This is a genomic window from Noviherbaspirillum sp. L7-7A, assembly GCF_019052805.1.
Taxonomy (GTDB): domain Bacteria; phylum Pseudomonadota; class Gammaproteobacteria; order Burkholderiales; family Burkholderiaceae_D; genus Noviherbaspirillum_A.
Genome location: NZ_JAHQRJ010000001.1, coordinates 2,441,816 through 2,454,498 on the forward strand (window position 1 = coordinate 2,441,816; position 12,683 = coordinate 2,454,498).

The following is a 12,683-nucleotide window of genomic DNA, read 5'->3' on the forward strand; positions in this document are numbered from 1 at the left end:
TCCATGCATGCGCCGCATTTCCCGATTCGCAGCAACGGCGGCAACACCGCATCACTAGAAAAGGCAGTGGAAATCGTGTCAGTCCTGAAGAGAAACAATGTGAGCATCATCGGCAACGGACCAAAAACCATGGTCTTCGCCCATGGCTACGGATGCGACCAGAATGTGTGGCGCTTCATCACGCCGGCCTTTTCATCGCAATACCGTATCGTGCTGTTCGACCATGTTGGCGCCGGCAATTCCGACCTGGCGCAGCACAATGCCCAGCGATATGGCTCGCTGCAAGGCTACGCGGAAGACCTGCTCGACATCCTTGACGAACTCGACATCAGGCAGACGATCTATGTCGGGCATTCGGTGAGTGCAATGATCGGCATCCTGGCAGCGATCCGCGCTCCGGAACGATTCGACCGCCTGGTGCTGGTCGGCCCCTCCCCCTGCTACATCAACGACGGCGACTATATTGGCGGCTTCACGCGGGCGGACATCGATGAACTGCTGGAGGTGCTCAGCGCAAATTACCTCGGCTGGTCATCCAGCATGGCGCCGGTGATCATGAACCAGCCCGACCAGCCGGAACTGGCGGACGAGCTCTACAACAGCTTCTGCCGCACCAACCCGGAAATCGCCAGGCAGTTCGCACGTGTCACCTTCCTCGGCGATAACCGGGCCGATCTGCCGCGCCTGACCCGGCCTTCGCTGATACTGCAATGTTCCGACGATGCGATCGCGCCAGTCGTGGTGGGCGATTACATGCACCGCCAGATGCCGAACAGCACCCTGGTCAGGATGCAGGCGGTGGGCCACTGCCCGCATATGTCCGCGCCACAAGAAACCATCGCCGCGATTCGCGCCTTCGTATGACATCCGGCGACGAACCTTCTCAGGCAGGCCACTGCCAGCTCCATTCCACCCTGCTGGAAGAAAGCGTCGAAGAAATCTACGAGCATGCTTCATGCGGCTACCTCTCGACGGGGCCGGATGGCAGGATCATCAAGGTCAACCAGACCTTCCTCGACAGCACCGGCTATGCCCGCAGCGAAATCCTGGGCAAGAAGCGCTTCGAGGACTTCCTGACGCCGGCCGCGCGCATCTTTTTCCAGAGCCAGTCCTGGCCCCTGCTGCATCTGCAGGGCCGCATCGACGAAGTGGCTTACCAAATCATTACCCGCAGTGGCGAGCGGCTGCCGACCCTGGTCAATATCCGGCAAAAGAATGACGAGCAGGGGCGCGCGCTGGTGCGCCGCATCACCGTATTCAACGCCGCCGACCGCTGGCGCTACGAGCAGGAACTGCTCAAGGCGCGCCAGGCCTCCGAGCAGTCCAGCCGGCAGCTCGAGGCGCTGAACCAGCAGCTGATGGACTCCAACGCCGCGCTGCATGCACAGCAGGAGCGGCTGCGGGTCATCCTCAATTCGGTTGCCGACGGCGTGATCGCCACCGACGTGGCTGGCCATGTCACCTATCTGAATCCGGTGGCCGAAGCCATTACCGGCAAACGCCGCAGGGAGGTCAAGGGCAGGCTGCTGGCCGAGGTGCTGCCCATAGGCGAGGCGCAGGCAGCGGCCCTGCTGGCCTCGGCCACCCGGCCGGCGCAAGGCCAGCCGGACCACAGCATGGCCAAGCTGTATCGCCCCGCCGGCGGAACCGCCCATGTGACGCTGTCGGCGCAGTCGATGCACGATGCCGCAGGCGAACTGGTGGGCGCCGTCATCGCGATCCGGGACGTCACGGAAGCCCAGGAAATGCAGGCCCGGCTGCACTTCCAGGCCACCCATGACGCGCTGACCGGCCTGACCAACCGCAGCGAGTTCGAGCGCAGGCTGGCGACGCTGCTGTCAGCGCCCGCCAAGGGCTGCGACATGCTGCTCTATCTGGACCTCGACCAGTTCAAGATCGTCAACGACACCTGCGGCCATGCCGCCGGCGACGAGCTGTTGCGCCAGGTGGCCACCATCATGCTGGGCGACCTGCGCGACAACGACACCCTGGCCCGGCTGGGCGGCGACGAGTTCGGCCTGATCCTGCGCCGCGCCACGCCCGAGCAGGGCCTGACGGTGGCGCAGCGGCTGCGTGAAACCGTGTCCGACTTCCATTTCGTCTGGTCCGACAAGGTGTTTCCGATTGGCGTGAGCATCGGCGCGGTGCTGCTGGCGCCGGGCCGGATGTCCATTACCGATGCGCTGCGGGTGGCCGACGCGGCCTGCTACATCGCCAAGGAACGGGGACGCAACCGGGTCCACCTGTCGTCGGCCGACGACCAGGCGATCCGGCAGCGCGAAGGCGAAATGAACTGGGTCGGTCGCATCCACGAGGCGCTGCGCGAGCAGCGCTTCGTGCTCTATACCCAGCGCCTGCAGGGCCTGGGGCCGGACAATGCCGCGGACCAGCATCATGAAGTGCTGGTGCGCATGCTGGACCGCCATGGCGGCCTGATTGCGCCGGCGGCCTTCATCCCCGCGGCTGAACGCTACGGCCTGATGCCGCAGATCGACCGCTGGATCATCGGCACCGTGCTGGCGCATGCCGCCGCCAATGCAACGACCTATGCCATCAACCTCTCCGGCGCCACTGTCTGCGATGAAACCTTTCTGGCCTTCGTGCAGCAGAGCTTTCGCGAGCACGGCGCCGACCCCGGGCGGATCTGCTTCGAAATCACCGAGACGGCGGCCATTGCCAACCTGCGCCAGGCAACCACGCTGATCCGGGAACTGAAGGTAATGGGCTGCCGGTTTTCCCTGGACGACTTTGGCAGCGGCATGTCGTCCTTCGCCTATCTGAAGCATCTGCCGGTGGACTACCTGAAGATCGACGGCGGCTTCGTCAAGGACATGCTGGACGACCCGGTCGACCGCGCGATGGTGGAGTCGATCAATCACATCGGCCATGTGATGAAGCTGCGCACCGTGGCCGAGTTCGTCGAGAACGACGCCGTGCTCAATGCGCTGCGGGAAATCGGCGTAGATTACGCACAGGGCTACGGCGTGCAGAAGCCGGTGCCGATGGGCACCGGCGGCTGGCAGGCCGTGGCCTGATACCAATCCCGATTGGTATGACGCGGCGGCCGGCTCCCGGCGCCACCATTCCACATCCCCTTCCCGATGAGGAGGCATGCGATGAAACACATGATCGCCAGCATTCTGCTCGTAGCGAGCCACGCGATGGCCGCCGACAGTCCCGCACCGCCGGCGGGCCAGAGCGCCACGGCGATTTTCGCCGGCGGCTGCTTCTGGTGCGTTGAAGCGGATTTTGAAAAACTGCCCGGCGTGATAGCCGCCGAATCCGGTTATACCGGCGGCGCGGAAAAGAACCCTACCTATCAGCAGGTCAGCGCCGGCCGTACCGGCCATGCCGAGGCGGTGCGGGTCCGATACGATCCGTCCCAGGTCGGCTATGCGCAACTGCTGACGCATTTCTGGCGCAATATCGACCCGACCGTGAAGAACAGGCAGTTCTGCGACAGCGGCGCACAGTACCGCACCGCCATCTACTACCAGGACCAGGCGCAGCGCGAAGCGGCGCTTGCCAGCAAGGCGGCGCTGGAAAAGGAAAAACGCTTCGCACGGATCGAGACGGAAGTGACGGCCGCCGGAGCGTTCTATCCGGCCGAGCAATATCACCAGGACTATTACAAGAAGAATCCGGTGCGCTACAAGTTCTACCGGCACAACTGCGGCCGCGATGCACGGCTCAGGGAGTTATGGGGTGAGCCGCATTAAAGCGGTCCTGCCTGGCGCAAGGATGGGGCCGGGTGCTTCCAGCCCATGCCGATGTTGATAACAGGCGCTAGCGCGCCACCCAGCCACCGCATACCGGAAACACCTGCCCCACGAAACACGCCGCCGCGTCGCTGCACAGGAATGCCGCAAACAGCGCATCCTCGCGCGGCGACACCAGCCTGCCCAGCGGTACTTCGCGCCGCAGCCGTTCCTGGAATGCCGGCAACGCCTGCACCTCGGGCGGAAAATAAGTGGGGTTGTCGACGAAGTTCTGGGCGATCGCATTGACCTGCACATTGTGCGGCGCCACTTCCACGCCCACCGCCTGGATGTAGGCCAGCTGCGCGCCACGGGCAGCGCTGTAGCTGGAGGTGCGCTTCATGCCGCGCAAGGCCGAGGCGCTGCCCATCAGCAGGATCTTGCCGGCGCGGCGGGCAATCATCGCAGGCAACGCAACGCGCACCAGCCGCGCCATCGGGTCCACCATGTGGCCGAATACATGCGCCCATTCCTCGTCGGTGGCATCGGTGACGCCGGAGGTCGGCGCCGGCACTGCCAGGTTCAGGAGCAGCACATCGATATCGCCCGCCTCGGCCAGCGCCGCGGCGGGCGCCTCGGGCGGCCATAGCGACCGGGTGTCGGCCACCACCTGCGCGCCGAGTTCGGCGAACACCTCGCACAGCGTCGGCCCCATGAAAGCGTCGGCCTGGGTGATCAGCACCCGCTTGCCGGCCAGGTCGGGCATGGTCATAAGGAATGTCCTTTTTCAGGTCAGCAGAACATCAGCGCCAGCATGGCGGCATCGTCCACCACCATGATAGTCAGCGTGATGGACCAGCACATCAGGTGAGCGCGGAGGTTTGCCAGTGAAAGTGCATGCATGTCGGGCGGTGATCGGTTTTTGCTGTCGCAGTGTAGCAAAACAGGGATTGATACAGAAATACAGAACCGGCTTGAAAAGAACGGACAAAAAAATGCCCGCCAGAATGGGCGGGCTGAAAACAACATTGGAGGAGACTACAAGTCATTCACGGCGGCCAACCGGAAAACTTGATGCACCTGCACAAAATTATTTCCTCATAGAAATTTTAGCAATCGCGCCGCGCACGTCGAATTCCACCTGGTCCAGCACCCGGTTGCCGGCGTCCAGCAGTTCCAGCCGGTGCCGGCCCGGCCACGGCGCCCAGTCATGACGGCCTGGAGAAGCCGGCAGCAGCTTGCCGTCGAGCCGCCAGCGCGGCTGCGCCATGCCCTGCGCCACGAGCCGGATGCGCTGGCGCGCCGGCGGAATGTCCGGATCGAGCGCCACCACCATGCCCGGCGTCGGATAGCGGATCGCAGCCGGCAGCGCATCCGGCTCGACGGCGACGATCAGCGCCTGCTCCGTGCCGGGCAGGAAGTACTCGGTGCGGGCAGCCTCCTCGCCGTGGCCGTAGCGGATCTCGCGCGCCAGCACGCCGGCCGGCCGGGCTGGCGCGGCGGCTGGCGCACCGGCGTGCAGGTAATGCATGACGTCCTGCCAGACCGGCGCCGCGCCGGTGACGCCGGAGACATTCCACATCGATTCGCCCGAGGCATTGCCGACCCAGACGCCCACCGTGTAGCGGGCCGAATAGCCGATGCACCAGTTGTCGCGCATGTCCTTGGAGGTGCCGGTCTTGACCGCGCTCCAGAAGCGGGTTGATAGCGGGCTGTCCAGGCCAAAGGTGCGGGCGCGGGCGCTGCCGTCTGAAAGAATGTCGCCGATGATCCAGGCGGCGTTGCCGTCCATGACCTGCGCGGGCGGCACGGCGGGCGCATTCAGCACGGTGCGCACCGGCTGGCTGCGCCCGCCCGCGGCCAGCGCGCGGTAGGCATTGGTCAGCGCCAGCAGGCTGATGTCGGCGCTGCCCAGCGCCAGGCTGTAGCCGTAGAAGTCGCCCGACGCGGGCAGCTTCACGCCCAGCGCCTGCAAGCGCTGGAACAGGCGCTCGGGCGTGACCATCACCAGCGTGCGCACGGCGGGAATGTTGAGCGACGAGCCCAGCGCGGTGCGCAGGCTGACCGCGCCCTTGTATTGCTGGTCGTAGTTCTGCGGCATGTACAGGCCGGATGCGGTGGCAAGGTTGAGCGGGCTGTCGTCCAGCAGCGAGGCCGCCGTCAGCCGGCGTTCTTCCAGCGCCAGGCCGTACAGGAAGGGCTTGAGGGTGGAGCCGGCCTGGCGGGCGGCCAGCACGGCGTCGACCTCGCGCGCGTCCGACAAGGCGCCGCTGGAACCCACCCAGGCCAGTACATCGCCGCTGGCATTGTCCAGCACCAGCACGGCGCCATCCTCGATGTTGCGGCCGTCGAGCGCGGCCAGGTGCCGCTGCAGCGCGTCGCGCGCATGGCGCTGCAGGCCGGCGTCCAGCGTGCTCGTGACCTGTGCGCCAGCCGCCTTCACCAGGCGCCGGCCGAGATGCGGCGCCAGTTGCGGCGCGCTGGCGACTGCGCGGTCCGGCCCGGCCAGGCGCGCCAGCCGCAGTTGCGTCACGCCTTCCAGCCCCTGGCACAGCGCCGGCGCGCCCTGCTCCGTCAGGATGGCGCAGGCGCGGCGCGCCACCAGCGCGGCGCCGGCATTGGGGCCGCGGATCAGCGCCACCGCCAGCGCCGACTCGACCTGGTCCAGCCCTTCCGGATGCTTGCCGAACATGACCCGTGCCAGCGCATGCACGCCGACCAGCTCGCCCCGGAAATTGACCAGGTTCAGATAGGCTTCCAGGATCTGGTCCTTGCGCCAGCCGCGTTCCAGCGCCTTCGCGGTCAGGGCCTGTTCCAGCTTCTGCGGCCCGCTGCGCGGCGCGGCGCCGCGCCGCAGGCCTTCGTCGAGCAGGCCGGCCAGCTGCATCGTGATGGTGGAGGCGCCCCGGGTCCGGCTGTGCCAGAGGCTGCCCCAGGCCGCCGCGGCCACGGCGTTCCAGTCGACGCCGGCATGCTGGTAGAAGCGCTTGTCCTCCGAAGCGACCAGGGCGTTGCGCATGGCCGGCGAGATGTCGGCCAGGGACACCCAGGCCAGGCGGCGCGCGCTGGCATCGATGCGCACCTGCTGCAGCGGCGCGCCGCGCCGGTCGAGCAGCAGCGCGTCCGACGGCCGGTAGGCGGCGCGCACTGCGTCATAGCCTTGCACCGCCTGGGCGGCGGATGCCGCGCACAGCAGCAGCATGGCCAGACAGCGCCGCATCACTTCACCTCCAGCGCGGCATTCGGCGCCATGCCATGCATTTCCGGCGCATACATCGCCTCGACCCGGGTGGGCGGCAGCTGGAAGCGGCCGGGATTATTGAGGCGCACCGTGTAGCTGATGGTGCTGGTGCCCTTGGGCAGGTAGCTGTAGTAGGCGCGGAAGCTGTCGAAGCTGCGCTCCTCGAAGGCCAGCCAGCCGCCGGACGGCCGGGCATTGCCGGCGCTGGCGATGGCGGAATCGCGCCCCAGGCCCGAGCCCAGGATGGTGGCGCCGGCCGGCACCGGGTCGGCCACCACCACCTGGCTCATGTCGGCCTGGGCATCGACTTCCAGCGTGATGCGTATCACGTCGCCGCGGCTGATTGCGCCCTCTGCCTGCTGCTCCACCATCTCGGTCCTGCGGCTGATGCGGTAACCGCTGGAGAGCGGCGCCTTCAGCGGCACCGCGGCCAGGCTCTGCAGCGTGACCCAGGGCTTGCCCGCCCCCTGCTGGGTCAGGGTGACGGCATCGTCAGGCCGGGGTGCGGCCGCCTTCCACGGCAGCTCGATCCTGCCGGCGCCACTGGTCCAGGCATGGCTGGCCAAGCGTTCCGTCCCGCCCTGGCGCAGCTGCGCGCGCAGTGTGCCGCCCGGCGCTTCGGCTTCGAAGCGGGCGGAGAACTTGCGCAGCGCCACCGTGCCCCAGGCATTGGCGGTGGTGGTGTTCCAGTGGCCGCGCTGCTGGCGGGCGATGGCGCCGGTCAGCAGGCGCGGCAGGTCCTCGCGCCAGGCGGCATCGTCCAGCGACGCCAGCACCATGCGCACGGCATTGGCGTCGGCGCCGGCCATCTGCCACCACCAGTAGTCGCTGGCCTCGGTGGAAAAGCCCATGCGGCTGCCCTGGAAGTTCAGCCGTGCGCGCAGTTCCTGCTCCGCATCCTGCAGCCGGCGCGCATGGTTGGGCAGGCCGGGCGTGCGGCGCAGGATGGCGATCCAGTCCAAGAGCGCCGAGGTGGGCCAGATGCCGGGCTGGATCTGGATCGCGTCCAGCCCGCGCGCCGGCATGCGGCCGTAGCGCGACATCGCTTCCAGCGCCGCCAGCCGGCGCGTGTCGCCATCCTTGCGCGGCGCCCAGTCATGGCTGTCGATGCGGCCTTCGACATAGGCCTGCAGGCCCAGCAGCATGCGCTCCCGGCTCTGTTCCGGCAGGGCCAGGCCGGCCTCGTGGCTGATGGCCAGCAGATAGCTGGTCAGCATGGTGCTGCCATGGGTATCGGCGCTGGAGGACGGGTAGTAGCGGGCCAGGCCGTCGGTATCGAGATACAGCGGCAGCTCGGCCATGAGGCGTTGCCAGGCCGCCTGGTCGTCCAGGCCGATCGCGCGCGAGGTCTTCTGCTCCAGGCAGGAATACGGATACTCGCGGAAGTAGCGCCGCAGGCCGTCGGCCGCGCCGGCCAGGCTAGGCGAGAGCGACAGCGCAATGCCGCCGCGCCCCGGCAGCGCATCGGCCGCCTGGGCCAGCGCAATCGTGCGGCTGCCGTCCAGCTGGAACAGGCTGGCCTGCTGCACCGTGACCGGCACGGCCGGCAGCAGCTTTTGCTCGACTTTCAGCGCATCGGCGGCACGCACGCCGCCGGCTTCCTGGGCCTTCAGTTCCCATGACAGGCGTTCGCCGTCCGCCGGCGCCGTCACCTCCCAGCGCAGTTCCTGGGCCTGGCCGGCCGCCAGCGTCAGCTTGCGCGGCGCGGCGTCCAGCGCCCGGCCGTCGACCAGGGCGCTGACCGCCAGCTCCATGCTGCGCTCGGCGCCGTTGCGCACGGTCGCCATCGCGCTGTAGCGGTCGCTCTGGCGCACCACCGGCGGCAGGCCGGCGATCAGCTGCACGTCCTGGGTGCTGCGTATGCTGGTCTGGCCGTAGCCGAACAGCGCCGCGCCGCTGGTGGCCACCGCGACAATGCGAAACGAGGACAGCGCATCATTGAGCGGCACCTCGACCTGGGCGCTGCCCTGCCCGTCCAGCCGTAGCGCCGGGCGCCACAGCAGCAGCGTGTCGGTCAGTTCGCGGGTGGCGGCGCGGCCGCCGCCGCCGCCGGCCGGCATGGCCTTGCGGCCGAAATGGCGCTTGCCCACCACCTGCATCTGGGCAGTCGCCGTCTGCACGCCGTAGCCGCGCCGCTGCAGCATGGCCGGCAGAAGGTCCCAGCTGGCATTGGACTGCAATTCCAGCAGCGCTTCATCCACCGCCGCCACGGCTATCTCGGCGCCGGCCGCCGGCTTGCCGCCCGGCAGCGTGGCCTTGATGGTAACCAGCGCCTTGCCGCGCACCGGATAGGCCGACTGCGCCGCATCGACCTTCACATCGAGCTTGTAGCCGGCGGTGCCCACGGCGATCTCGGCAATGCCGAAGCGGAAGGCCGGCTTGGCCAGGTCCACCGTCGGCCCGGGCGCCTTCCAGGCGCGGAAGTCGGCCAGCCAGCTGCGCGGCTCGCGCCAGCCCCAGGTGAAGAAGGAATACCATGGCACCTCGCGCAAGCGGCCGCGCACCGCCAGCACCGACACATACACATTCGGCGCATGGGCCGCCGTCACCGGCACCCGGATCACCGGATCGCGGCCGTTCAGCTGCACCACCCGGGTTTCCAGCACGCCCTCGCGCTCGATGGCCACCAGCGCGGTGGCCTGGCGGAACGGCATGCGCGCCTGGAACACGGCGGTCTCGCCGGGCTGGTACTGCTTGCGCTCGGGCAGCAGGTCCATCCGGTCCTGGTTGCCGGCGCCGAACCAGACATCGTCGGCGCCGCTGACCCAGACCGTGGTCGATGCCTGCGAATGCCGGCCCTTGTCATCGCTGGCGCGCGCGGTCAGCTCGACCTCGCCGGCCTCGCCGAGATCGGCCTCGCAGACGAACAGGCCGCGGGCATCCGACTTGCCGCTGCACAGCCGGCCCAGTTCCTTGCTGACCGTCTCGTTTTCATAGGCATAGAAGCCGCCCACCATGCGCTTGCGATGGGCATTGCGACTGTGGCGCACCGCGCTGATTTCCATCGCCACATTGGCGCGCGGCCGGCCTTCCAGGTCCAGCGCCAGCGCGGTCAGCCGGCTGCGCCTGCCGGCCGAGACCCAGTCTTCCATCCTGATGCCGGCCACCACCGCCGCCGGCCACAGCGGCACGACCTGCGACACGGTCTGGATTTCGCCGTTGGGATCGGCAAAGCGCATTTCCGCCAGCAGCTCGGACGCACCGGTCACGGCCGGCAGCTCGCGCACCGCGGTGCTGGCGATGCCGTTGCGGTCGAGCCTGATGGCAAGCTTGTCGGCCACGATCTTCTGCTCTTCCTCGTTCTCGGCGTTCCTGCCGGAGAAGCGAAACTCCTCGTAAGCAGGAAAGGATGGCGTGCGCTTGCGCATCAGCGCCGTCAGCTGCACCGGCAGGCCAGCTGCGGCGCCGCCGTTGAGATAATTCAGTTGCACCGTCAGCGGCACTTCCTTCGGCGCCACCTGCGGCGACTTCGGCGGCGCGATGCGGCCCTCCAGCACCGGCAGCCGGAATTCCTCGACCCGGAAGCTGCCGGTCATGTAGCGGCGGCCGTGCCCGTTATCGCTGCCGCCATTGACGTTGTCGCCGCCAGGCTTGACCTGGCCGTGATCGAGCATCACATCGTAGCGGCCCAGCCTGGCCTGCGCCGGAATGGCGAAACTGGTCTCGGCGCTTCCCTCGGCGCGCCAGGTCAGCGGAAAGCGGAATTCCTGGCCGCTGCCCTGGTGCATGATGCGCACCCGATTGGGCAGATCGCCGGCCGGCGGCAGCGCCAGGCCCTTGCCGGTTTCCACCCGCATCAGATGCTTCATCGACACCGTCTGGCCGGCCCGGAACAGGGTGCGGTCGAACACGGTATGGGCGCGCCGGGTGGCCACCGCATCGGTGTCGACCGGCAGATTGAAGCGGAACGGCTCGATGCCGTCATTCCAGGAAGTCAGGGCAAAGGCCATGTCGGGCTTGCCGCGGGCATCAGGCGCGCGGGCGCTGACGAACAGGCCGTCAACCAGACGATCGTCCCAGCGCACGTTGCTGCATTGCGCATCCATCCGGCGCGGCACCAGCGCCACGCCGTCGGCGCCGGTCCTGCCGCGCCACAGTTCCTTGCCGACGCAGTCGGCAATGCGCACATCGGCATCGGGCACCGGCTTGCCCGCATCCAGCGTGGTGACCCAGACCGCGCCATTCTCGCGGCCCACCTTCACATGCACCGCCAGGTTGGTCACCAGGGCGCTGGTGCGCACATACATCGGCGCCGGCTTGTCCAGCAGCGCCGTTCCCAGCCGGGTCGAGGCCAGTTCCATCACATAAAAGCCCGCGCCCGGCATCGGAATGCCGATGACCTCGAACGGCCGCTGCGCGCCGCCATCGACATGCGGACCCGGCAGCGCGGTCCTGCGCGCGGCCGGCTCCTTGTCCAGCAGGGCCAGGCTGCGCGTCTGCACATCCTTGCCGCCAATTTCGACCACATTTTCATGGTAGCGGTTCAGGCGCTTCATCCAGGCCATGATGGCGGCGTCGCCCTCCACTTTCAGGCTGGCCAGCATGGGCGCGGCGGCAGCCTCGATGCCGCGCACCGTGACCGGCACCGCCGGCGCGTCGTCCAGCTCGATGATGCCGAAGGGTGCGGCTGCGAACTTGGCCAGCGGCGGATAGGCCGCCATCTGCAGATGCATCGGAAACAGGCTGGCATTGGCGAGCGGCCGGCCGGCATCGTCGACCAGCCTGTGCGGCATTTCCAGCACCAGTCTGGTGTTTTCCGGGAAATTCGGCTTGAAGGTCAGCATCGTGACCATGTCGGCGCCTTCATCGCCTTCGATGACCGGCGTGTATTTTTTGCTGCTGCCGCCCAGCACGATCTTCTGCGCCATCTCGCGCCTGATCGGGGCGCTGAAGGACAGGGTCAGCGGCGACAGCGGCATGCAGCCGGCGCGGGCGTTTTCCCGTTCGCAGGAAAAGCTGGCGGTGAATGCGCGGCGCACCTTGTAGTCGAAGTGCTGCGGCTGGGTGGTGGCCATGCCGGTGGGCGTGGCAACGCCCTTGTCCCAGACCAGGCGCACCGCTGAATCGTTGGGCAGGCGCTGCGCGCATTGCAGCGCGGTCACGCGCTCGGGCGGCGTCTTCTCTGCGAACCGCTTGATCAGCGCCTCGCGCACCGGGCCTGTCACCAGTTTCACCGGGATGCGTTCCTGCACACCCTCCGCCTCGCAATGGACATGGGCAAGCACGCTGGCGTCGGTGGCCTGGCCGTTCTGCACGGTCAGGAAGACCTGGTCTTCGTCCGCCCGCATCCATTCTTCCGGAAAGATGCGCTGCACCACCGGGCCGTCGGTGCCGAACTGGAAACTGCCTGCGCCCTGCACCGCCGCGCCGGACAGCAGCCTGAATGTCTTTTTCAGCTGAAAGCGGCAGCTGACGCCGGCCGGCAAGTCGCGCTCGAAGTCATACACCCAGTTGCGCTCATCGGCCCAGCGGCCGCTGCCGGCCTCGCTGCACTGGATGTCGAACGGCGCCGGCGCGCGCGGATCGCCGGCCTTCACCGCCGGTTCGGAAAAGGTGGCCCGCACCTGGCGCACCTTGCTGACCGTGCCCTGCGGCGAAAACTGGCTGATGGTTCCCGCCTGAGCCAGCATGGCCCAGGCCAGCAAGGCCAGGCCACACAGTCGGCTGCGCTTACCCATATGCACTCCCTGTTGTTATTAAAGGCACAAAGCGACCCGTGGAAATTGCACCCGTTCCGGCGGCGC

The 12,683-nt window shown here is 67.8% G+C and carries 6 protein-coding genes; 3 read left to right on the forward strand and 3 right to left on the reverse strand.

Features of this window, described 5'->3' with window-relative positions; translation table 11 throughout:
* The first annotated feature begins 75 nt into the window (after positions 1–75).
* The 3 genes from KTQ42_RS11065 to msrA all read left to right on the forward strand — a co-directional run bounded on the left by KTQ42_RS11065 (position 76) and on the right by msrA (position 3,719).
* A complete protein-coding gene (locus tag KTQ42_RS11065; protein ID WP_349292168.1) occupies positions 76–864 on the forward strand; it encodes an alpha/beta hydrolase in 789 nt (262 codons plus the stop codon).
* Positions 861–3,035, forward strand: a complete 2,175-nt coding sequence (locus KTQ42_RS11070) for a bifunctional diguanylate cyclase/phosphodiesterase (RefSeq protein WP_217345548.1) — start codon at positions 861–863, stop codon at positions 3,033–3,035. The genes KTQ42_RS11065 and KTQ42_RS11070 overlap by 4 nt, the downstream gene beginning before the upstream one ends.
* A gap of 81 nt (positions 3,036–3,116) precedes the next feature.
* Positions 3,117–3,719, forward strand: a complete 603-nt coding sequence (msrA, locus tag KTQ42_RS11075; RefSeq protein ID WP_249222723.1) for a peptide-methionine (S)-S-oxide reductase MsrA — start codon at positions 3,117–3,119, stop codon at positions 3,717–3,719.
* Between the two features lie 67 nt (positions 3,720–3,786).
* On the opposite strand, the gene KTQ42_RS11080 is transcribed toward msrA, so the two are convergent.
* The 3 genes from KTQ42_RS11080 to KTQ42_RS11090 all read right to left on the reverse strand — a co-directional run bounded on the left by KTQ42_RS11080 (position 3,787) and on the right by KTQ42_RS11090 (position 12,617).
* Positions 3,787–4,470 carry an SDR family oxidoreductase gene (locus KTQ42_RS11080; protein ID WP_217345550.1) on the reverse strand — a complete coding sequence of 228 codons (684 nt, stop codon included), beginning with the start codon at positions 4,468–4,470 and terminating at the stop codon, positions 3,787–3,789.
* Between the two features lie 318 nt (positions 4,471–4,788).
* On the reverse strand, positions 4,789–6,918 hold the full coding sequence (pbpC, locus tag KTQ42_RS11085; protein ID WP_249222724.1) for a penicillin-binding protein 1C: 2,130 nt from the start codon (positions 6,916–6,918) through the stop codon (positions 4,789–4,791).
* The gene (locus KTQ42_RS11090) at positions 6,918–12,617 is read right to left on the reverse strand and encodes an MG2 domain-containing protein (RefSeq protein ID WP_217345551.1); all 5,700 of its coding nucleotides are present in this window, start codon (positions 12,615–12,617) and stop codon (positions 6,918–6,920) included. The genes pbpC and KTQ42_RS11090 overlap by 1 nt, the downstream gene beginning before the upstream one ends.
* Positions 12,618–12,683: the final 66 nt, after the last annotated feature.